Below are 22,907 nucleotides of genomic sequence, written 5' to 3'. Positions count from 1 at the left end.
GAGCGAAGCCGAGAGTGGGGGAGGCTGGCTGAACGTGGAATCAACCGTCAACCGGCACCACGGCGGCCTCATCTTCAACAGCCGGGACGTCACCGAGCGCGTGCGGCTCCAGGCGCAGCTCCAGCACAACGCCGAGCACGACCCGCTCACCGACCTGCCCAACCGCGCCCTGTTCACCCGGCGCGTCCAGCAGGCCCTGTCCGGCCGCCGGGCCTCCGACCGGGGCGCCGCCCTCAGGGGCACGGCCGTGCTCTTCATCGACCTCGACGGCTTCAAGGCCGTCAACGACACCATCGGCCACCAGGCCGGCGACGAACTGCTGATCCACGCCGCCCGCAGACTGCGGGACGCGGTCCGCAAGGGCGACACCGCCTCCCGGCTCGGCGGCGACGAGTTCGCCGCCCTGATCGTGGGCGACGGCACCCGCGACCGGGAGGCCCGCGAGCGGCACATCCTGGAGCTCGCCGACCGTCTCAGGGTGACCCTCTCCCAGCCCTACCTCATCGACGGCAACGATGTCCGGGTCAACGCCTCCATCGGAGTCGCCTTCGCCGAACCGGCCCTCGGAGCGGGTGAGCTGCTGCGCAACGCGGACCTCGCCATGTACCGGGCCAAGGCCGCGGGCAAGGGCCGGGTGGAGCTGTACCGGCCGCAGATGCAGCAGGACGTCGCCCGCAGGGCGGAGCTGGCCACCCGGCTGCGCGCCGCGCTGCACGACGGCGAGTTCGCGCTGCTGCACCAGCCGGTGGTGTCCCTCCAGGACGGCAGGATCACCTCGGTCTGCGCCCAGGCGCGCTGGCGTTCCTCGCAGGGCGTGCTCTTCACCCCCGCGGAGTTCCTGCGGGTCGCCGAGGACAGCGAGAAGACGGCTGAGCTGGGCCGCTGGCTCCTCGAGGAGGCCGTCGAGCAGGCCGCAGAACGACAGGCGACGGGGGTGTCGGTGCCCGTCGCGGTCCGGATCGGCGCACGCCGGCTGCTGGACCGGTCGCTGCCGCTCGGCTCGATCGAGGCCCTGCTCACCCGGCACGGACTGCCCTCCGGCTCGCTGGTCGTCGAGGTGGCCGGGACCGACCCCCGGGTCTGCCTGGACGAGCTGGAGCGACGGCTGACCGCGCTCAAGCGGGTCGGCGTCCGGATCGCGCTGGACGGCTTCGGCAGCGGCTACGCGGCGATCACCGCCCTTCGACGGCTCCCCGTCGACGTACTGAAACTCGACCGCAGCCTGGTCGAGGGCGTGGTCGAGTCCGCGCGGCTGCACAAGATCACCGGCGGGCTGCTGCGGATCGCCGGCGACCTGGGCATGCAGTCCGTGGCCGAGGGGGTGGACCTGCCCGAGCAGGTCGTCGCCCTGCGCGCGATGGGGTGCACGCACGGGCAGGGCATGGCCTTCTCCGGGCCGCTGGACGAGTACCGGCTGCGCAGGGCGCTCTGCACCGGCCGCTATCCGGTGCCGAACGGGCCGGCCGAACCCGTGTACGCGGGCGGCGGTCCAGGGGGTTCCGGCGGTGCCGGCGGGTACGCGTCGGGGGTGGCCTCGATGCTCCGAAGCGGTGCGGTCCTGCGCTCACATGATGAGACTCCCGTCCCACCCACTTGACAGTCGGTGCGCGCCGGGGGGAGGGTCAATGCCATGCGCACCCGAATTCTCGTACTTGGACAGCGCGTCGGCTGACGCTGAGCATCGTCTGCTCAACGCCCCCCGCCCGACGCGCTCCCCTCGCTTGCCTCATGGCACGAGGGGTTTTTTGTTGCACCAGCACCTGTCGCACCGTCCACGCAGACCACGCGAATCTCGCAAAAACCCTCAGCATCGAGAAGAGAAGCCGATGACCGAGCAGGCCACCGGGGCCCACCCGCAGCCGCGGCCCCGATCCGGAGGACAGCAGTCCGCCCCCGAGAGCGTCACGGGCGCGCAGTCCCTCATCCGCTCGCTCGAGGAGGTCGGCGCCGACACGGTATTCGGCATTCCCGGCGGTGCGATCCTTCCCGCCTACGACCCGCTGATGGACTCCACCCGGGTGCGCCACGTCCTGGTGCGGCACGAGCAGGGCGCGGGCCACGCGGCCACCGGGTACGCGCAGGCCACCGGCAAGGTCGGCGTCTGCATGGCGACCTCGGGCCCCGGCGCCACCAACCTGGTCACCCCGATCGCCGACGCGCACATGGACTCCGTGCCGCTGGTCGCGATCACCGGGCAGGTCGCCTCCAAGGCGATCGGCACGGACGCCTTCCAGGAAGCGGACATCGTCGGCATCACGATGCCGATCACCAAGCACAACTTCCTGGTCACCAAGGCCGAGGACATCCCGCGGGTGATCGCGCAGGCCTTCCACATCGCCGCCACCGGCCGCCCCGGCCCGGTGCTCGTGGACATCGCCAAGGACGCCCTCCAGGCGAGGACCACCTTCTCCTGGCCGCCCACCATGGACCTGCCCGGCTACCGGCCCGTCACCAAGCCGCACGCCAAGCAGATCCGCGAGGCCGCCAAGCTGATCACCTCCGCCAGGCGCCCGGTCCTCTACGTCGGCGGCGGCGTCATCAAGGCCCGCGCCACCGCGGAGCTGAAGGTCCTGGCAGAACTCACCGAGGCTCCCGTCACCACCACCCTGATGGGACTCGGAGCGTTCCCCGACAGCCACCCGCTGCACGTGGGAATGCCGGGCATGCACGGTTCGGTCACCGCCGTCACCGCGCTGCAGAAGGCCGACCTGATCGTCGCCCTCGGAGCCCGCTTCGACGACCGCGTCACCGGCAAGCTGGACAGCTTCGCCCCCTACGCGAAGATCGTCCACGCCGACATCGACCCGGCCGAGATCGGCAAGAACCGGGCCGCCGACGTGCCGATCGTCGGCGACGCCCGCGAGGTCCTCGCCGACCTCGTCCAGGCCGTCCAGAAGGAGCACGCCGAGGGCCACCGGGGCGACTACACCGCCTGGTGGAAGGACCTGAGCCGCTGGCGCGACACCTACCCCCTGGGCTACGACCAGCCCGAGGACGGATCGCTCTCCCCGCAGCAGGTCATCGAGCGCATCGGACAGCTGGCGCCCGAGGACACGATCTTCGCCGCCGGCGTCGGCCAGCACCAGATGTGGGCCGCGCACTTCGTCCAGTACGAGAAGCCCGCCACCTGGCTGAACTCCGGCGGCGCCGGAACCATGGGCTACGCCGTCCCGGCGGCCATGGGCGCCAAGGCCGGACAGCCCGGCCGGACCGTCTGGGCGATCGACGGCGACGGCTGCTTCCAGATGACCAACCAGGAACTCACCACCTGCGCCCTGAACAACATCCCGATCAAGGTCGCCATCATCAACAACGGCGCCCTCGGGATGGTCCGCCAATGGCAGACCCTGTTCTACAACCAGCGCTACTCCAACACCGTGCTGGGAGCCGGCCCCATCGAGGCGGGCGGTGCCCCCACCGACCTGGGCAACGGCTCCGCGGTGGGCCCCGGCACGCAGCGCAGCGCCGGCACCCGCGTCCCCGACTTCGTCAAGCTGTCGGAGGCCATGGGCTGCTACGCGATCCGCTGCGAGGACCCGGCGGACCTCGACAAGGTCATCGAGGAGGCGAACTCGATCAACGACCGCCCGGTCGTCGTGGACTTCATCGTCCACCAGGACGCCATGGTGTGGCCGATGGTCGCCGCCGGCACCTCCAACGACGAGATCATGGCCGCCCGCGACGTCCGCCCCGACTTCGGCGACAACGAAGACGACTGAGCCAGGAAGAGCGAAGAGGAAACACGACATGTCCAAGCACACGCTCTCCGTCCTGGTGGAGAACACCCCCGGCATCCTGGCCCGGATCGCCGCGCTGTTCTCCCGCCGCGGTTTCAACATCGACTCGCTCGCCGTGGGCGTCACCGAGCACCCCGACATCTCCCGCATCACCATCGTGGTGAGCGTCGAGGAGTTCCCGCTGGAGCAGGTGACCAAGCAGCTCAACAAGCTTGTCAACGTGCTGAAGATCGTCGAGCTCGAACCCGGGCAAGCCGTCCAGCGCGAACTCGTTCTGGTGAAGGTGCGGGCCGACAACGAGACGCGTTCGCAGATCGTCGAGATCGTCCAGCTGTTCCGCGCCAAGACCGTCGACGTCTCCCCGGAGGCCGTGACCATCGAGGCCACCGGCAGCAGCGACAAGCTGTCCGCCATGCTGAAGATGCTGGAACCGTTCGGCATCAAGGAACTGGTCCAGTCCGGCACGATCGCGATCGGACGTGGTTCCCGTTCGATCACCGACCGATCGCTGCGCGCGCTCGACCGGTCGGCGTAAGACTAGGGACGGGCGGTCACGACACACCGGCCGCCCGTATTCCGAGACTCCGAAACCTCCCCTCCCCCCACCGTCATACGGTGGGAAGCAACACCTGCACACAAGGAGAGAACCCAAAGTGGCCGAGCTGTTCTACGACGCCGACGCCGACCTGTCCATCATCCAGGGCCGCAAGGTCGCGGTCATCGGTTACGGCAGCCAGGGCCACGCCCACGCCCTGTCGCTGCGCGACTCCGGCGTCGACGTGCGCGTCGGTCTGCACGAGGGCTCGAAGTCCAAGGCCAAGGCCGAGGAGCAGGGCCTGCGCGTGGTGAACCCGTCCGAGGCCGCCGCCGAGGCCGACGTCATCATGATCCTGGTCCCGGACCCGATCCAGGCCCAGGTCTACGAGGAGCACATCAAGGACAACCTGAAGGACGGCGACGCCCTGTTCTTCGGGCACGGTCTGAACATCCGCTACGGCTTCATCAAGCCCCCGGCCGGCGTCGACGTCTGCATGGTCGCCCCGAAGGGCCCGGGCCACCTGGTGCGCCGTCAGTACGAGGAGGGCCGCGGCGTTCCCTGTATCGCCGCCGTGGAGCAGGACGCCTCCGGCAACGCCTTCGCGCTCGCCCTGTCGTACTCCAAGGGCATCGGCGGCACCCGCGCGGGCGTCATCAAGACGACCTTCACCGAGGAGACCGAGACCGACCTGTTCGGTGAGCAGGCCGTCCTCTGCGGTGGCACCGCGGCGCTGGTCAAGGCGGGCTTCGAGACGCTGACCGAGGCGGGCTACCAGCCCGAGATCGCCTACTTCGAGTGCCTGCACGAGCTGAAGCTGATCGTCGACCTCATGTACGAGGGCGGCCTGGAGAAGATGCGCTGGTCGATCTCCGAGACCGCCGAGTGGGGCGACTACGTCACCGGCCCGCGGATCATCACCGACGCCACCAAGGCCGAGATGAAGAAGATCCTCGCCGAGATCCAGGACGGCACCTTCGCCCAGCAGTGGATGGACGAGTACCACGGTGGTCTGAAGAAGTACAACGAGTACAAGAAGCAGGACAGCGAGCACCTGCTGGAGACCACCGGCAAGGAGCTGCGCAAGCTCATGAGCTGGGTCGACGAAGAGGCGTGAGCCGAGTGCTCCGGGACGGTGCCGTGCGCTGAGGCCGGCACCGTCGCGGAGCCCTTCGGGAGGGCCCCGCCGGGGCCCGCCCCCGACCCCGCTCCACCGCCGCTCCACCATCGCCACAGGGGCTGGATCTTTCGTTGGCAGGCCGGTACGGCCACTTACGGATGATCCTTCCGCAGTGACGCAGGACGACACCCCGGCGCCACTACACTGCTGCACCATACGCGTCAGGCCCACAGCGTCGTGCGTCTTCCACGCGGCTAAGCGACACCGAGGAATTGCAGGCACACCCCCGGCGCCGCTCCCCTCCACCGCATGCGGCCGTCGGGACGGCCGTCCGCATTGGACATGTGAGGACCCACGTGAGCTCGAAACCTGTCGTACTCATCGCCGAAGAGCTGTCGCCCGCGACCGTGGACGCGCTCGGCCCGGACTTCGAGATCCGCCACTGCAACGGCGCGGACCGGGCGGAGCTGCTGCCCGCCCTCGCCGAAGTGGACGCGATCCTGATCCGCTCGGCCACCAAGGTCGACGCCGAGGCCATCGCCACCGCGAAGAAGCTCAAGGTCGTCGCGCGGGCCGGCGTCGGCCTGGACAACGTCGACGTCTCCGCCGCCACCAAGGCCGGCGTGATGGTGGTCAACGCGCCCACCTCGAACATCGTGACCGCCGCGGAACTCGCGTGCGGGCTGATCATCGCCACCGCGCGCAACATTCCGCAGGCCAACGCCGCGCTGAAGAACCACGAGTGGAAGCGCAGCAAGTACACGGGCGTCGAACTCGCCGAGAAGACCCTCGGAGTCGTGGGCCTGGGACGGATCGGCGCCCTCGTCGCGCAGCGCATGTCCGCCTTCGGCATGAAGGTCGTCGCCTACGACCCCTACGTGCAGCCCGCGCGGGCCGCACAGATGGGCGTCAAGGTGCTGTCGCTGGACGAGCTGCTCGAGGTCTCCGACTTCATCACCGTCCACCTGCCCAAGACCCCCGAGACGCTCGGCCTGATCGGTGACGAGGCGCTGCGCAAGGTCAAGCCGAGCGTGCGCGTCATCAACGCCGCGCGCGGCGGCATCGTCGACGAGCAGGCGCTGTACGCGGCGCTCAAGGAGGGCCGCGTCGCCGGCGCCGGCCTGGACGTGTACGCGAAGGAGCCCTGCACGGACTCCCCGCTCTTCGAGTTCGACCAGGTCGTCTGCACCCCGCACCTCGGCGCCTCCACCGACGAGGCCCAGGAGAAGGCCGGTATCGCCGTCGCCCGCTCGGTGCGCCTCGCGCTCGCCGGCGAGCTGGTCCCGGACGCGGTGAACGTGCAGGGCGGGGTCATCGCCGAGGACGTCAAGCCGGGTCTGCCGCTCGCCGAGCGCCTCGGCCGGATCTTCACCGCGCTGGCCGGCGAGGTGGCGGTCCGCCTCGACGTCGAGGTGTACGGCGAGATCACCCAGCACGACGTGAAGGTGCTGGAGCTCTCCGCGCTCAAGGGCGTCTTCGAGGACGTCGTCGACGAGACGGTGTCCTACGTGAACGCGCCGCTGTTCGCGCAGGAGCGGGGTGTCGAGGTCCGGCTGACCACCAGCTCCGAGTCCGCCGACCACCGCAACGTCGTCACGGTGCGCGGCACCCTGGCCGACGGCGAGGAGATCGCGGTCTCCGGCACGCTGGCCGGTCACAAGAACGTCCAGAAGATCGTCGCGGTCGGCGACTACGACGTGGACCTCGCGCTCGCGGACCACATGGCCGTACTGCGCTACGAGGACCGGCCGGGTGTCGTCGGCACCGTGGGCCGGGTCTTCGGCGAGGCCGGCATCAACATCGCCGGCATGCAGGTCGCGCGTGCCGCGGCCGGCGGCGAGGCCCTCGCCGTCCTGACGGTCGACGACACGGTGCCCCCCGCGGTGCTGGCCGAGGTCGCGGCGGAGATCGGCGCCACGTCGGCCCGCTCGGTGGAACTGGTCTGACGCGGCTGATCCAGCCGCATCCGGCACGGCCGTTCGAAGGCGCCGGGGGAACCGGGACTTCCCGGTTCCCCCGGCGCCTTTCGTACGGCGGTGGTCGTCGGCCGTGGGCAGACCGTGGCCGCCTTCTTCCGCTCCACCGCCGTGGCCTCCTCCCGTACCGCGACGCGCCGCAGGCTCGGCGCCGCCGGCCCCGCCGCCCCGAGGAGCACCACCGCCCCCGCGGCCGCCGCCGACCGCGTCCCGCCGGTGAACGCCTCCCGTGCTGTCGCCGCCGGGGCGTCTCCCGCTCGCCCCGGCGGTTCACCGGCGACGGTCGGCGCGCCGCCCAGGGTCTCCCGGGCCGCGTCCGGGATTCCGTTGCGGTGGACGGCGGTGCCGAGGGAGCCGAGGACCGCCATGCCCAGGGCGCCGCCGAACTCCGCGCCGGTCTCCAGTAGCCGCGCCGGTCTCCAGCGGTGAGGACGCCGCCCCCGCCTTCTCGTCCGGGGCGACGGACCGCCCTCCCGCCGAGCCCCGGATCAGCTTCGCCCCCGCCCCGGCACCGAGAACGACGATGTCGTACGTGTCCCCGTGCGCTCCCCGGGCCCGGCCGAACCGCTTCCCTCCCCATGGCCGCCCGCCGGGTGCGTGGCGAGGGGACGGCCCCGTTCGTGCCGGTGAAGGTTCCCCGGCGGGGTGGAGCATGCCTGCACGAAGCCGCTCACCGCACGGCGGGCGCCCTCGGTGCCGGCGCGTCCCTCACAGCCGGTGCGCCTTCAGGGCCATGTGCAGCAGCAGCCGGTCCTCGCCGTCGTCCAGGTCCAGGCCCGTGATCTGTTCGATGCGGGACAGGCGGTAGTACAGGGTCTGGCGGTGGATGCCCAGCTCGGCGGCCGTGCGGCCGGCCTGGCCCGCATGGTCGAGGTAGGTCTCGGCGGTACGGGCGAGTTCCCGGTGCACCGGGAGGAGCAGCGGGCCGACGGCGGGGTCGGGGGCGGCCTGCCGGGGCAGCGCGGCCAGGAGCCGGTAGGGGCCGATCGAGGACCATACGGCGACCGGGCCCAGGCGGGGCTCGGCCAGGGCCGCGCGGGCCGCCGCCGAGGCCTCGTTCCAGGCGGCGCCCAGTCCGGCGAGCCCGAAGCGGGGTGTGGCGATCCCGGCGGCGACCGGGGGAGTCGCGGTGGCCGGGCCGGTGGCGGCGGGCCGGTGCCCGGTGCCGCTCGCGCGGGCCCGCTCCAGGAGCCGGCCGGCGGCCGTCGTCGCCGGGGTCAGCACGTCCGAGGCGCGCAGCCGCAGCAGCAGGGCCAGTGACACGTCCGCGGCCCCCCACGGCAGGGTGCACAGGGCCGCGGCGCCCGGCACCGTACGCACCGACGGGGCGTCCTCGGGGTCGGCGGAGGGCCACGGGGCCACGCACACCAGCGTGTACGGGCCGTCGGCGCGGCTGCCGAGGGCGGTGCGGAGCTCGGCGACCGCCAGATCGCGCTGCCCGTCGCGCTCCGCGCCGAGCACCGCCCGCAGCTCGCGGGTCAGATCGGCACCGTGCTGCGCCTCGTCGGCGAGCAGCGCCCCGATCCGGGCGGTCACGCCCATCGCCGCGTCCAACTGCTCCTCGGAGGGGCCCGGGTCGTAGTCGAGCAGCCAGACGTAGCCGAGGACGACGCCCCGATGACGTACCGGCAGACAGACGCGACCCCGGTGCACACCCGCCTCCGGGGTGCGCGGGATACGGACCGGGCCCGTCGCGCGGGTGATGCCGAACCCCTCGAACCAGGCCCGGACGGCGGCCGTCGAGCGGCGGGTGAGGATCGAACGGGTGCGCACCGGGTCGAGGACGGACGGATCGAGCTCGCCCTCGCTGTCGTACGCGCCGAACGCGAGCAGCTCGAAGTCACGGTTCTCCAGGGTCGCCGGAGCGCCGAGCAGCTCCGAGATCTCGTCCACCAGCTCCTGGTAGTCACCCCTGTGGTCCGACGTCACCCCTGCATTCTCCCGTAGAACCGCATCGCCTTCATACATCTGTCTGAGATCGATGGCACGGATGCGTGACAGCTGTCGATGGCCCACGATCGGATGGATCCCTAAGTTTCACGGTGGTTCTCCGTGCCCTACCCGAAGCGTCGGGTCACGGCCATTCAGCAGCTTGTGGAGGTGCCCCGTGCTGGGTCCCGTGATTCTCGCCGCCTCACGCAGTGACCGGATGCGTCGCCTCGTCTCGGCCGCCCCGGTGACCAAGCAGGTCGTGGACCGTTTCATCCCCGGTGAGACCGTGGACGAGATCCTGCCCGTGATCGACGAGCTCACCGGCAACGGCCTGGAACTGACGATGGACGTCGTCGGCGAGGACATCACCACCCCCGAGCAGGCCACCGCCGCGCGCGACGCCTACCTGGAACTGATCGGCCGGCTCGGCCCGCTGGAGCTCGGCACCCGCGCCGAGATGTCGGTGAAGCTGTCGATGTTCGGCCAGGCGCTTCCCGGCGGACACGACCTGGCGCTCGCCAACGTGCGCCCGGTCGTCGAGGCCGCCGCCGCCATCGGCACCACGGTCACCCTCGACGCCGAGGACCACACCACCCTCGACTCGATGTTCGCCATCCACGACGACCTGCGGAAGGACTTCCCGCAGACCGGCTGCGTCATCCAGGCCTACCTCTTCCGCACGGAGGAGGACGCGCGCCGCCTCGCCGCGAACGGCAGTCGCGTACGGTTGGTGAAGGGCGCCTACAAGGAGCCCGCCGAGGTCGCCCACCAGCACAAGCACGAGATCGACAAGGCGTACGTGCGCATCCTGCGGACGCTGATGGAGGGCGAGGGGTACCCGATGATCGGGTCCCACGATCCGCGTCTGATCTCCATCACCCAGGAACTGGCCCGCACCGCCGGCCGCAAGCTCGACGAGTACGAGTTCCAGATGCTCTACGGAATCCGTGGCGACGAGCACCTGCGGCTGGCCGCCGAAGGCCACCGCATGCGCGTCTACACGGCCTACGGCACCGACTGGTACGGCTACTTCATGCGCCGTCTGGCGGAGAAGCCGGCGAACCTGCGCTTCTTCCTGCGCTCGATGGTCAGCAAGGGCTGAGCCCGAGCACCCACCGCCCGGCCGCCCAGCGGCCCGGGCACCCCAGCTCAAGCACCCGCAGCTCAACTCAAGGAGTACGGAAACCATGGACGCTGTGACCCAGGTCCCCACGCCCGTCAACGAGCCGGTGCACGGCTACGCCCCCGGCTCGCCCGAACGCGGCCGGCTGGAGGCCAAGCTCAAGGAACTGGCCGACAACCCGGTCGACCTGCCCTGCACCATCGGCGGCGAGAAGCGGATGGGCGGCGGCGAGCGGTTCGACGTCGTGCAGCCGCACAACCACAAGGCGCGCCTGGGCACCTACGCCAACGCCACCCAGCAGGACGCCCAGGACGCGATCGACGCCGCCCTGGCCGCCGCCCCGGCCTGGCGCGCGATGTCCTTCGACGACCGCGCGGCGATCATCCTGCGCGCCGCCGAACTGCTGTCCGGCCCCTGGCGCGAGACCATCGCCGCCTCCACCATGCTCGGCCAGTCCAAGACCGCGCAGCAGGCCGAGATCGACAGCCCCTGCGAGCTGATCGACTTCTGGCGGTTCAACGTCCACTACGCCCGCAACATCCTGGCCGAGCAGCCCCCGGCCAACTCGCCCGGCGTGTGGAACCGCATGGACCACCGCCCGCTGGAGGGCTTCGTCTACGCGATCACGCCCTTCAACTTCAGCGCGATCGCGGCCAACCTGCCCACCGCCCCGGCCCTGATGGGCAACGTGGTCGTCTGGAAGCCGTCCCCGACCCAGACCCACGCCGCCGTGCTGCTGATGCGGCTGCTGGAGGAGGCCGGTCTGCCCAAGGGCGTCATCAACCTCGTCACCGGCGACGGCATCGAGGTCTCCAAGGTCGCCCTGGAGCACCGCGATCTCGCGGGCATCCACTTCACCGGCTCGACCAAGACCTTCCAGCACCTGTGGAAGACGGTCGGCAACAACATCGAGAAGTACCGCACCTACCCGCGCCTGGTCGGCGAGACCGGCGGCAAGGACTTCCTGGTCGCCCACCCGAGCGCCGACCGTGCCGTGCTGAAGACCGCCCTGACCCGTGGCGCCTTCGAGTACCAGGGCCAGAAGTGCTCCGCCACCTCGCGCGCCTACATCCCGGCGTCGATCTGGAACGACGGCTTCAAGGAGGAGTTCGCCGCCGAGGTCGACCACCTCACCATGGGCGACGTCACCGACCTGTCGAACTTCATGGGCGCCGTCATCGACGAGCGGTCCTTCGCCAAGAACAAGGCCGCCATCGACCGTGCCGGGGAGGACCCGGCCTGCACGATCGTCGCGGGCGGCTCCTACGACGACTCGGTCGGCTACTTCGTCCGCCCGACCGTCGTCGAGTGCTCCGACCCGGAGAACGAGGTCTTCCGCACCGAGTACTTCGGTCCGTTCCTCGCGGTGCACGTGTACGACGACAGCGCGGCCGACGCGTACGACGCGATGCTGACCCAGATGGAGTCGGTGTCCGACTACGCGCTGACCGGCTCGGTCGTCTCCGGCGACCGTGCGGCGGCCGCGTACACGATGGAGAAGCTGCGCTACGCGGCGGGCAACTTCTACATCAACGACAAGTCGACCGGCGCCGTCGTCGGGCAGCAGCCCTTCGGCGGCGGCCGTGCCTCCGGCACCAACGACAAGGCCGGCGCCCCGCAGAACCTGATGCGCTGGACCCTGACCCGTGCCATCAAGGAGACGCTGGTCGCGCCGACCGACTACACGTACCCGCACATGGGCTGACACCCCCCCGGCACCGGGAACCCCTCCGTACCGCTGCCGCAGCCCCGCCGGACGGGCCAGGTCGTACCGACCTGGCCCGTCCGGCGTTTTCGCAGGTCGCGGCGGTGGGGCCGGGTCCGCCGTCTCAGATAGTAGGAAGCCCGAGTAATTGTGCAGACAGATGCGCCGGGTCCCCTTATTTTTGTAGGAGCCGAACGTCTCGCTCGATCAAGCGAACGGCGGTAGCGAGCCGGGCCCCGTGCAGGCAACCCCTGCGGCCTCCGCTCCCCGCCCCTTCCGGTGACGCGTTTCCCCTCCGCATTTCCGCATTTCCGCGCCCTCCCGGCTTGTCGAAGGAGTCGATTCCCCATGGCCGAGACCACCGTCCGCCGCCGCGTCCGCCACGTCTCCCGCACAAGCGAGTCCGACCGCAAGAACGCCGCCGCCGCCCTCCAGCGCGCCCTCGACCGCCGCGACAACGGCGGCTCGACCGGCCACTGAGCCGCGCCGAGCGCACCCGGCCGCGGCCTCCTCTCCCGTGCGGATGTCCGCATCCCGGACGGTCCGTGTCAGAGCATGGGACGAGGAGTAGGGTGCCCGCATGTCTCGCAGCATCAATCTCGCAGTGATCCCCGGTGACGGCATCGGCCAGGAAGTCGTGGCCGAAGGCCTGAAGGTGCTCTCCGCCGTTCTCCCGCAGGATGTGAAGCTGGAGACCAAGGAGTACGACTTCGGTGCCCAGCGCTACCACGCCACCGGTGAGACCCTCACCGACGCCGACCTCGACGCGCTGAAGCAGCACGACGCCATCCTGCTCGGCGCCATCGGCGACCCGAGCGTCCCCTCAGGCGTCCTGGAGCGGGGCTTCCTGCTGAAGCTCCGCTTCGCCTTCGACCACCATGTGAACCTGCGGCCGTCGAAGCTCCTGCCGGGCGTGGCCACGCCGCTCGCGGGGCAGCCGGAGATCGACTTCGTCGTGGTCCGCGAGGGCACCGAGGGCCCCTACACCGGCAACGGCGGCACCATCCGCAAGGGCACCGAGCACGAGGTCGCCACCGAGGTCTCGGTGAACACGGCGTTCGGCGTCGAGCGCGTCGTCCGCGACGCCTTCGCCCGCGCCCAGGCCCGCCCCCGCAAGAAGCTCACGCTGGTCCACAAGAACAACGTGCTGACCTTCGCCGGCCACCTGTGGACGAACGTCTTCAACAAGGTGGCCGAGGAGTACCCCGAGGTCACCACCGACTACATCCACGTCGACGCCGCGACGATCTACCTCGTCACCCAGCCCGAGCGCTTCGACGTGATCGTCACCGACAACCTCTTCGGCGACATCATCACCGACCTCGCCGCGGCCGTCTCCGGCGGCATCGGCGTCGCCGCCAGCGGGAACATCAACCCGTCCGGCACGTTCCCGTCCATGTTCGAGCCCGTGCACGGCTCGGCACCGGACATCGCGGGCCAGGGCAAGGCCGACCCCAGCGCCACGGTCCTGTCCGTCGCCCTCCTCCTGCGCCACCTCGGCCACGAAGCCGAGGCCGCCCGCATCGAGGACGCCGTCTCCGCCGACCTCGCGGAGCGCGTCGGCCTGCCCGCGCGCAGCACCTCCGAGATCGGCGACGCGCTCGCCGTACGCGTAGCCGGCTGACCGGGCGCGCACACTCGACACCACTCGAAGCCGCCGGTCGCAACCGCCCGGCGGCTTCCCCATGTCCCCGCCGGGTGCCACCATCGACCACCGGGCCGCATTCACCCCGTATTCCCTCCTCCGTCGCCGCCGGGCGATAATCGAACGCGGAGCCGCCGCATGAGGGAATGCTCGGACGTCCTATCACTGGCCACCGGCCGTACGGGCGTGAGCGCGGCCCGTCACTACAACCGGTGAAGGACAACCATTCATGACCACGCCCACGATCGAGCTCAAGCCCTCCGCCCACCCGCTCTCCGACGCCGAGCGGGAGGCGATCCTGGCCGACCCGGGGTTCGGCCGCCACTTCACCGATCACATGGTGACGATCAAGTGGACCGAGGGCCGGGGCTGGCACGACGGTCAGCTCGTCCCGTACGCACCGATCCCCCTCGACCCGGCGACCCACGTCCTGCACTACGCGCAGGAGATCTTCGAGGGGCTGAAGGCCTACCGCCGGCCCGACGGTTCCGTCGCCACCTTCCGCCCGGAGAAGAACGCCGAGCGGTTCCAGCGTTCCGCCCGCCGCCTCGCGATGCCCGAGCTGCCGGTGGAGACGTTCATCGCGGCGTGCGACGCCCTGGTCGGGCAGGACAAGGCCTGGGTTCCGGCGCACGGCGGCGAGGAATCCCTCTACCTGCGCCCGTTCATGATCGCGACCGAGGTCGGCCTGGGCGTGAAGCCCGCCAACGAGTACCTGTTCCTGGTGATCGCCTCCCCGGCCGGCGCCTACTTCCCCGGCGGTGTGAAGCCGGTCTCCATCTGGGTCTCCGAGGACCGCGTCCGCGCCGTGCCCGGCGGCATGGGCGACGCCAAGACGGGCGGCAACTACGCGGCCTCCCTGCTCGCCCAGGCCGAGGCCGCCGCCAAGGGCTGCGACCAGGTCTGCTACCTCGACGCCGTGGAGCACACCTGGGTCGAGGAACTCGGCGGCATGAACCTGTACTTCGTCTACGGAGACAAGATCGTCACCCCGGCCCTCACCGGCTCCATCCTGGAGGGCGTCACCCGTGACTCCCTGCTGAGCGTCGCCCGCGACCTCGGCTACGAGGCCGTCGAGGAGCGGGTCTCGGTCGACCAGTGGCAGCGCGACACCGAGAACGGCACCCTCACCGAGGTGTTCGCCTGCGGCACCGCGGCCGTCATCACGCCCGTCGGCACCGTCAAGCGGGCCGGCGGCGAGTGGAAGCAGAGCGGTGGCGAGCCCGGCGAGGTCACCCGGCGCCTGCGCCGGGCCCTGCTCGACATCCAGCGCGGCACGGCCGAGGACAAGCACGGCTGGATGCACCCGCTGGGCTGAGAGCGCCCGGCCCCGACGACGACGTGCACAGCCCCCGCGGACGCCCGCGGGGGCTGCGCGTTCGCGTGCCCCGCCCGGCCGCCGCGGTCCGCACACCCCGGCCGCCGTGGTCCGGACACTCCGGTCCTCGCGGGCCGGACACCGAACGCCCGCATCCTGAGACGGACGGTGATCGCGGGACCGCTTTGTGCCAGACTTCCCCCGTGCTCTCGTTCGCCACGATTATTGGCAGCAGGCGCGCCGGTCCGCAGTGACCGCACGTACGACAACGTACGGGCGGACACCGTCGTCCTCGACCCGCGCGCAGACCTCTCGCACCCGCGAGAGGTTTTTCTGTTTCCTGGCCCACCTCAAGCCGGGGACCGGGCGCGAGGGACCATGGGGGGACGGTGGAACCGGTCATTCCGGTAGACCGAGATCCAACATCAGGAGCCTTCAGACCATGACCGCACCCAGCGAGCCCGACGACTCGTTCCACGTCTTCGACACCACCCTGCGCGACGGCGCCCAGCGTGAGGGCATCAACCTCACCGTCGCCGACAAGCTGGCCATCGCACGGCACCTGGACGACTTCGGCGTGGGCTTCATCGAAGGCGGCTGGCCCGGCGCGAACCCGCGGGACACCGAGTTCTTCGCCCGCGCCCAGCAGGAGATCGACTTCCGCCACGCGCAACTGGTCGCCTTCGGCGCCACCCGCCGCGCGGGCGCGACCGCCGAGGAGGACCCTCAGGTCAGGGCCCTCCTCGCCTCCGGCGCGCAGGTCATCACGCTGGTCGCCAAGTCCCACGACCGCCATGTCGAGCTCGCCCTGCGCACCACCCTGGACGAGAACCTGGCGATGGTCCGCGACACCGTGGCCTTCCTCAGGGCCGAGGGCCGCCGGGTGTTCGTCGACTGCGAGCACTTCTTCGACGGCTACCGCGCCAACCCCGAGTACGCCAAGTCCGTCGTCCGCGCCGCCTGGGAGGCCGGCGCCGACGTCGTCGTCCTGTGCGACACCAACGGAGGCATGCTCCCCGCCCAGATCCAGGCCGTCGTCTCCACGGTGCTCGCCGACACCGGCGCCCGGCTCGGCATCCACGCCCAGGACGACACCGGGTGCGCGGTGGCCAACACCCTCGCCGCCGTCGACGCGGGCGCGACCCACGTGCAGTGCACGGCCAACGGCTACGGCGAGCGCGTCGGCAACGCCAACCTGTTCCCGGTGGTGGCCGCCCTCGAGCTCAAGTACGCCAAGCAGGTCCTGCCCGAGGGCCGGCTGCGGGACATGACGCGGGTCTCGCACGCCATCGCCGAAGTGGTCAACCTGACCCCCTCCACCCACCAGCCCTACGTCGGCGTCTCCGCCTTCGCCCACAAGGCCGGCCTGCACGCCTCCGCGATCAAGGTCGACCCGGACCTGTACCAGCACATCGACCCCGAGCAGGTCGGCAACACCATGCGGATGCTGGTGTCCGACATGGCCGGCCGCGCCTCCATCGAGCTCAAGGGCAAGGAACTCGGCATCGACCTCGGCGGCGACCGCGAACTGGTCGGCCGGGTCGTGGAGCGGGTCAAGGAACGCGAGCTCCGGGGCTACACGTACGAAGCCGCCGACGCGAGCTTCGAGCTCCTGCTGCGCGCGGAGGTCGAGGGCGGGCCCCTGAAGTACTTCGACGTCGAGTCCTGGCGCGCGATCGTCGAGGACCGCCCCGACGGCACCCACGCCAACGAGGCCACGGTCAAGCTCTGGGCCAAGGGCGAGCGGATCGTCGCCACGGCCGAGGGCAACGGTCCGGTCAACGCCCTGGACCGGTCCCTGCGCGTCGCCCTGGAGCGGATCTACCCGCAGCTCGCCAAGCTGGAACTCGTCGACTACAAGGTCCGCATCCTCGAGGGCAAGCACGGCACGCAGTCCACCACCCGGGTCCTGATCTCCACGTCCGACGGCACGGGGGAGTGGTCGACGGTGGGCGTCGCGGACAACGTCATCGCCGCCTCCTGGCAGGCCCTGGAGGACGCGTACACGTACGGTCTGCTGCGGGCCGGGGTCGAACCGGCGGCCTGACCCGACCGGTCCGGTCCGGCAGGGACGACCCGTGGTGATGCGTGAGTCGCGCGTGCCGTACGGAAAGCCCTGCCGGACCGGATGCCCGTTTCCGTCCCGGTTCGGGTAGCTTCGAACCTATGAAGGACGCGCTGACGCGTACCCTCGTACGCCTGCTGATCGTGCCGGTGGCCGCCGTTCTGGCGGTCCTGATGACCGGGGCGCCGGGCGCGCACGCGGCCACCGACCTCTCGACCGTGGCCCGGGCGCTGCGCGAGAGCCCCGTCTACGTCGATCCCGAGGCGACCGGCATCCTGTCCCAGTCGGACGCCAAGGCTCTCGCGGACAAGATCGAGAGCGCGGACAAACCCGTCTTCATCGCGGTCCTCCCGGCCGGATATCCCACGGATGACCTCTTCCGGAACCTGCGCACCGAGACCGGGATCACCGGCCTGTACGGCATCCGTCTCGGCGACCGGTTCGACGCGCGCGCCGACAGCAGCGTGCTGAGCCGCCAGGGTGTGGGGAACCTGGTCACGGCCGTGCAGGGCGCGGGCGACGCCAAGGCCCAGCTGAACGACTTCGTCGACGACGCCCTGCGCAACATCGGCGGCTCGGCGCCGGCCTCCTGGAACGAGGGCGGCGGCCAGGTGCCGGTCGGTGGTCTGATCACCGTCGGCGCGGTGGTGGCGGTGAGCGGCGCGGGCGCCTACGCCGTGGTCCGCCGCAACCGCAAGCGCCACGAGGAGGAGCAGCGGGCCGCGCTGGAGAAGCTGCGGGTCGTGGTCGACGAGGACATCACCGCGTTCGGCGAGGAGCTCGACCGGCTCGACTTCCACCCCGGCGAGCCCGGCGCCGACGACGCCATGCGCGCGGACTACGAACGCGCGCTGGACTCCTACGAACGGTCCAAGCAGCTGATGGACGGGGCGGGCCGGCCGGAGGACGTCCGGGCGGTCACCCAGGCCGTGGAGGACGGCCGCTTCGCGCTGGCCGTGCTCGCCGCCCGCCGCGAGGGCCGGGCGCTGCCGGAGCGCCGCCCGCCCTGCTTCTTCGACCCGCGCCACGGCCCCTCGGCCGCGGACGCCCGCTGGACGCCCCCGGGCGGTGCCGTGCGTGAGGTCCCGGTCTGCGCGGCGGACCGAGCCCGCCTCGCCGACGGCCGGGACCCGGCCGTCCGCGAGGTCGACACCGACTCCGGGCGACGCCCCTACTGGGAGGCGGGCCCGGCCTACGGTCCCTGGGCAGGCGGCTACTTCGGCGGTGGCGTGCTGCCCGGCCTGCTGGTCGGCACCCTGCTGGGCAGCATGATGGCGAGTCCCGCCTACGGGGCCGACTACGGCGCCGGCTACGGCGACTTCGGCGGGTACGGTGGCGGCGACGTCTCCGGCGCCGACTTCGGCTCCGGAGACTTCGGCGGTGATTTCGGGGGCGGCGGCTTCGGCGGTGGCGGTTTCGGCGGCGGAGGGGACTTCGGCGGCGGGTTCTGACGTGCTGCCCCCCGTCCCGTCGCGCGACGGCGAGGGCCGCGGTCGGCCCACGCTCCCGCCAGGACGTCGTCGGATCCCGCTGCCCCGCTCGCCTTCCCGGCCGCCGCCGAGCCGGACGGACGCGGCCGGCCGGACTCGTGGAGGTGGGCGCCGCCGAGGCGGGCGGGCGGTGGGCGGCGGCCTGCGCGTCGCAGAAGGGGGCCGGTGTCCCCGAAGAACTCGCGGCGGCGCCGGAGCGGGAGCCTCGCGCCACGGCCCGTTTCGAGGTGCCGGGAGGGCGGAGCGGTATCGCGTCGTACCCGGCGTCCTCCGGGCCGGTACGTCCGAGGGCCGGTCCGCGCAGGCGGAGACGGCCGTCGCGAAGCTGATGCCGGGGGAGTGGACCCGCGGCGCCGGAAAGCCGAGCGCCCGCCCTCCTCCGTGCGGAAGAGGCGGGCGCGCGTTCAGCGGTGCCGGACGGGCGAGGCCGTCGGCTCAGGCGTTCTTGATCGCCGAGATGTCGAAGTTCAGCTTGATCTTGTCGGAGACCAGGACGCCACCCGTCTCCAGCGCCGCGTTCCAGGTCAGGCCCCACTCGGAGCGCAGGATCTCGGCCTTGCCCTCGAAGCCCACGCGCTCGTTGCCGAAGGGGTCAGTGGCAGCGCCGTTGAACTCCAGGTCGATGGTGAGGGGCTTGGTGGTGCCCAGGATCGTCAGGTCACCGGTGATGCGGTAGTCGTCGCCGCCCAGAGCCTCCGTCTTGGTGGAGCGGAAGGTCATCTTCGGGAACTCCTCGACCTTGAAGAAGTCCGCGCTCTTCAGGTGACCGTCACGGTCGGCGCTGCCGGTCTCGATGCTCGCCATCTCCACGTCGAGGGTGGCGGTGGAGTTGGACGGGGCGGAGCCGTCCAGGTGCAGAGTGCCGGTGAACTCCTGGAAGCTGCCCTTGACGTTGGTGACCATCGCGTGCCGGGCCACGAAACCGAGGGTGGTGTGCGAGGGGTCGATCGTGTAGTCGCCGGTCAGGGCGGCCAGGTCCGGGTTCACGGGGGCCGGGGCGGTCGCGGTTTCGCTGTTCTTGCGGCTGAAGATGCCCATGATGTGTTCCTCCTGGGGACGGGGGATCGGATGATCACGTTGAACGTTCAATTACTTTCAACGAGACTCACTGTAGAGGCATTCCCTTTAAAGTTCAACATCTTTGGCGGAGCGGTGCGCGTGGACCGGTCGAACGGGCGGGGCGCGGAGAGTCCCGCCGACGGGAAGCGCCGGCGGGAGGAGTCGCTCGTTCGACCGTACCGAAGGCGGGTCCCCCGGGTTGCCCACTTCCACGCCCTGTGCCGAATCGTTTCCGGCGCGCCCCGACCGGCCCCGACCGGCCCGGAGGAGCCCGCGGGATCCGCGAGCCGTACCGCTACCCTCTGCGGTGCGGACCGACCCGAACGGGCGAACCCCCGGAGAACATCTGGGATCGACCGGGTACGAGGGTGGGGAGAAGCTGTCGGGCCGGTGAAATCGCAGGACGCCGGGCATCGGATCCGGAGGCGCGGCGCCCGCGGGGGAGTCCGCGCGGGCGCGTGACTGTGAGAGGCGTCTCAGTCCCGGAGTTTGTCGGACTCCTACAATGCGAACGCCCCCTGAGCAGTCGGAACGCCTGCACGCCGCCACGGTTCTGTTCGGTCGCACCAGGAAAACGGCCCCGAGACTGTGAGGAGTCGACGGCTCGCATTCCCGGGTGAGCTTCGTAAGGTCGCAGCATGACCGTTTTGGATGACGCACCGGGTGAGCCGGCCGACGCGCGCGGACGTGTTGCCGAACTGCACGAGATCCGTGCTCAGGCACTGGCCGGCCCGAGCGAGAAAGCGACCCGGGCGCAGCACGCCAAGGGCAAGCTGACCGCCCGGGAGCGCATCGAACTGCTGCTGGACCCGGGCTCCTTCCGCGAGGTCGAGCAGTTGCGCCGGCACCGCGCGACCGGCTTCGGCCTGGAGGCCAAGAAGCCGTACACCGACGGTGTGATCACCGGCTGGGGCACCGTGGACGGCCGCACGGTCTTCGTCTACGCCCACGACTTCCGGATCTTCGGCGGCGCGCTGGGCGAGGCCCACGCCACCAAGATCCACAAGATCATGGACATGGCCATCGCGGCGGGCGCGCCCCTGGTGTCCCTCAACGACGGCGCGGGCGCGCGCATCCAGGAGGGCGTCTCGGCGCTCGCCGGCTACGGCGGCATCTTCCAGCGCAACACCAAGGCGTCCGGTGTCATCCCGCAGATCAGCGTGATGCTCGGCCCGTGCGCGGGCGGCGCGGCCTACAGCCCCGCCCTGACGGACTTCGTGTTCATGGTCCGCGAGACCTCGCAGATGTTCATCACCGGCCCGGACGTGGTCAAGGCCGTCACCGGTGAGGAGATCACCCAGAACGGCCTGGGCGGCGCGGACGTGCACGCCGAGACCAGCGGCGTCTGCCACTTCGCCTACGACGACGAGGAGACGTGCATCGCCGAGGTGCGCTACCTCCTCTCGCTGCTTCCGCAGAACAACCGCGAGAACCCCCCGAGGGCCGAGAACACCGACGCGGCCGAGCGCCGCAGCGACGTCCTGCTCGACCTGGTCCCGGCCGACGGCAACCGCCCGTACGACATGACCAAGGTCATCGAGGAGATCGTCGACGACGGCGAGTACCTCGAGGTCCACGAGCGCTGGGCGCGGAACATCATCTGCGCACTGGCCCGGATGGACGGCCAGGCCGTCGGCATCGTCGCCAACCAGCCCCAGGCGCTGGCCGGCGTGCTGGACATCGAGGCGTCCGAGAAGGCCGCCCGCTTCGTCCAGATGTGCGACGCCTTCAACATCCCGATCCTCACCTTCCTGGACGTCCCCGGATTCCTCCCGGGCGTCGACCAGGAACACGGCGGCATCATCCGCCACGGCGCCAAGCTCCTCTACGCCTACTGCAACGCGACCGTGCCCAGGATCTCGCTGATCCTGCGCAAGGCGTACGGCGGCGCGTACATCGTCATGGACAGCCAGTCCATCGGCGCCGACCTCACCTACGCCTGGCCGACCAACGAGATCGCCGTGATGGGCGCGGAGGGCGCGGCCAACGTCATCTTCCGCCGCCAGATCGCCGAGTCCGAGGACCCGGACGCCATGCGGGCGCGCATGGTCAAGGAGTACAAGTCCGAGCTGATGCACCCCTACTACGCGGCCGAACGCGGTCTGGTCGACGACGTCATCGACCCCGCCGAGACCCGCGAGGTGCTGATCCGCTCCCTGGCGATGCTGCAGACCAAGCACGCCGACCTGCCCTCCCGCAAGCACGGCAACCCGCCGCAGTAGCCGACCGACCGAAGCAATCCGCCCCGGTAACCCGGCGGACCCCGCGCGGCAATCCCGCGGACCTCTCTCCCAGGGAGACTGACACCCATGAGCACACCTGACATCCGCGTCGAGAAGGGCCACGCCGAGCCCGAGGAAGTCGCCGCCATCACCGCGATCCTCCTCGCCCGCGCCGCCGCCCGCCCCGCCCACGACGTCCCGGCCCGCTCCGGCCGCGCCAGGGCCGGCTGGCGCCGCCTCGAGCGCGAGCCCGGCTTCCGCGCCCCGCACAGCTGGCGCTGAGCCCGCAGCACGCCCTGAAGGGGCCCACCCGCCCGGGTGGGCCCCTTCCGCGTCCGCCCGCCGCCCGGGGCGGCACCACGACATGAGAACGCCCCCTCCGGACCGGAGGGGGCGTTCCCGCGTTCGGCGGCCGTACGGTCCGGCCGCCTCGGCTACCGGAGGCGTGCCATGAGGGCGTGCTCGACCAGAGTGATCAGCGCGCTCTTGGCGTCCGAGCGGTGCCGGGCGTCGGTGGTGATGATCGGGGCGTCGGGCCCGATCTGCAGTGCCTCACGCACCTCTTCCGGCTGGTAGGGCTGCTGTCCGTCGAAGCCGTTGAGGGCGACGACGAACGGCAGTCCGCTGTTCTCGAAGTAGTCGACGGCCGGGAAGCAGTCCGCCAGCCTCCGCGTGTCGACGAGCACGATCGCACCGATGGCGCCGCGTACCAGGTCGTCCCACATGAACCAGAAGCGGTCCTGGCCGGGTGTACCGAAGAGGTACAGGATCAGGTCCTGGTCCAGGGTGATACGGCCGAAGTCCATGGCCACCGTGGTGGTGGTCTTGTCCCCGGTGTGGGTGAGGTCGTCGATGCCCGCTGAAGCGGACGTCATGACGGCCTCGGTACGCAGCGGGTTGATCTCCGAGACAGCACCGACGAACGTGGTCTTGCCCACGCCGAAGCCGCCCGCCACCACGATCTTCGCGGAGGTGGTGGA

At 71.0% G+C, this 22,907-nt stretch carries 17 protein-coding genes and 1 pseudogene; 14 read left to right on the top strand and 4 right to left on the bottom strand.

All coding sequences use genetic code 11. The annotated features are described in order from the left end of the window. The 5 genes from AOK11_RS06315 to serA all read left to right on the top strand — a co-directional run. Positions 1-1,597: putative bifunctional diguanylate cyclase/phosphodiesterase (locus AOK11_RS06315; RefSeq protein WP_157869292.1), on the top strand; the 1,597-nt coding region annotated here is incomplete at its 5' end. A 229-nt stretch (positions 1,598-1,826) separates the two neighbouring features. Beyond that, positions 1,827-3,719, top strand: coding sequence for an acetolactate synthase large subunit (locus tag AOK11_RS06310; RefSeq protein ID WP_055592643.1), 1,893 nt, complete (start codon positions 1,827-1,829; stop codon positions 3,717-3,719). Positions 3,720-3,747: 28 nt separating this feature from the next. Next, positions 3,748-4,272, top strand: a complete 525-nt coding sequence (ilvN, locus tag AOK11_RS06305; RefSeq protein WP_055592642.1) for an acetolactate synthase small subunit — start codon at positions 3,748-3,750, stop codon at positions 4,270-4,272. A 118-nt stretch (positions 4,273-4,390) separates the two neighbouring features. Further along, on the top strand, positions 4,391-5,389 hold the full coding sequence (ilvC, locus tag AOK11_RS06300; protein ID WP_055592641.1) for a ketol-acid reductoisomerase: 999 nt from the start codon (positions 4,391-4,393) through the stop codon (positions 5,387-5,389). 359 nt (positions 5,390-5,748) lie between these two features. Then, a complete protein-coding gene (serA, locus tag AOK11_RS06295) occupies positions 5,749-7,338 on the top strand; it encodes a phosphoglycerate dehydrogenase (protein WP_055592640.1) in 1,590 nt (529 codons plus the stop codon). Between the two features lie 104 nt (positions 7,339-7,442). Here serA and AOK11_RS44550 read toward each other — a convergent pair. Beyond that, positions 7,443-7,827 (bottom strand): annotated as a pseudogene (locus tag AOK11_RS44550) (MFS transporter); the annotation flags it as partial. Positions 7,828-8,076: 249 nt separating this feature from the next. Continuing rightward, entirely contained in the window at positions 8,077-9,336 is a 1,260-nt protein-coding gene (locus tag AOK11_RS06290; protein ID WP_107098510.1) for a PucR family transcriptional regulator, read from the bottom strand. Positions 9,337-9,475: 139 nt separating this feature from the next. Between AOK11_RS06290 and AOK11_RS06285 the strand changes: the two genes are divergently transcribed. The 7 genes from AOK11_RS06285 to AOK11_RS06260 all read left to right on the top strand — a co-directional run bounded on the left by AOK11_RS06285 (position 9,476) and on the right by AOK11_RS06260 (position 18,607). Next, on the top strand, positions 9,476-10,402 hold the full coding sequence (locus AOK11_RS06285) for a proline dehydrogenase family protein (RefSeq protein ID WP_055592638.1): 927 nt from the start codon (positions 9,476-9,478) through the stop codon (positions 10,400-10,402). A gap of 85 nt (positions 10,403-10,487) precedes the next feature. Beyond that, a complete protein-coding gene (gene pruA / locus AOK11_RS06280) occupies positions 10,488-12,128 on the top strand; it encodes an L-glutamate gamma-semialdehyde dehydrogenase (RefSeq protein WP_055592637.1) in 1,641 nt (546 codons plus the stop codon). Positions 12,129-12,476: 348 nt separating this feature from the next. Then, a complete protein-coding gene (locus AOK11_RS46135) occupies positions 12,477-12,608 on the top strand; it encodes a hypothetical protein (protein ID WP_010048656.1) in 132 nt (43 codons plus the stop codon). 100 nt (positions 12,609-12,708) lie between these two features. Then, positions 12,709-13,752 (top strand): 3-isopropylmalate dehydrogenase, encoded by a 1,044-nt coding sequence (locus tag AOK11_RS06275; RefSeq protein WP_055592636.1) that lies wholly within the window; start codon positions 12,709-12,711, stop codon positions 13,750-13,752. A 250-nt stretch (positions 13,753-14,002) separates the two neighbouring features. Then, entirely contained in the window at positions 14,003-15,091 is a 1,089-nt protein-coding gene (locus AOK11_RS06270; RefSeq protein ID WP_055592635.1) for a branched-chain amino acid aminotransferase, read from the top strand. A 442-nt stretch (positions 15,092-15,533) separates the two neighbouring features. Then, positions 15,534-17,138 carry a citramalate synthase gene (gene cimA / locus AOK11_RS06265; protein WP_055592634.1) on the top strand — a complete coding sequence of 535 codons (1,605 nt, stop codon included), beginning with the start codon at positions 15,534-15,536 and terminating at the stop codon, positions 17,136-17,138. 119 nt (positions 17,139-17,257) lie between these two features. Further along, a complete protein-coding gene (locus AOK11_RS06260; protein ID WP_055592633.1) occupies positions 17,258-18,607 on the top strand; it encodes a hypothetical protein in 1,350 nt (449 codons plus the stop codon). Between the two features lie 474 nt (positions 18,608-19,081). Here AOK11_RS06260 and AOK11_RS06255 read toward each other — a convergent pair whose 3' ends face one another. Further along, a complete protein-coding gene (locus AOK11_RS06255) occupies positions 19,082-19,684 on the bottom strand; it encodes a YceI family protein (protein ID WP_055592632.1) in 603 nt (200 codons plus the stop codon). A gap of 659 nt (positions 19,685-20,343) precedes the next feature. On the opposite strand from AOK11_RS06255, the gene AOK11_RS06250 reads away from it, so the two are divergent. Then, positions 20,344-21,927: an acyl-CoA carboxylase subunit beta gene (locus AOK11_RS06250; protein WP_055592631.1), complete on the top strand. Its 1,584-nt coding sequence runs from the start codon at positions 20,344-20,346 to the stop codon at positions 21,925-21,927. An 87-nt stretch (positions 21,928-22,014) separates the two neighbouring features. Continuing rightward, complete coding sequence (locus AOK11_RS06245) at positions 22,015-22,209, top strand: acyl-CoA carboxylase subunit epsilon (protein WP_055592630.1); 195 nt, start codon at positions 22,015-22,017, stop codon at positions 22,207-22,209. Between the two features lie 152 nt (positions 22,210-22,361). On the opposite strand, the gene AOK11_RS06240 is transcribed toward AOK11_RS06245, so the two are convergent. Beyond that, positions 22,362-22,907 (bottom strand): GTP-binding protein (locus tag AOK11_RS06240; RefSeq protein WP_055592629.1); only part of this gene is annotated, 546 nt, incomplete at its 5' end.

It is taken from the genome of Streptomyces hirsutus (assembly GCF_001418415.1).
Taxonomy (GTDB): Bacteria; Actinomycetota; Actinomycetes; order Streptomycetales; family Streptomycetaceae; genus Streptomyces; species Streptomyces hirsutus.
This window is presented reverse-complemented; position numbering and strand designations above follow the sequence as displayed.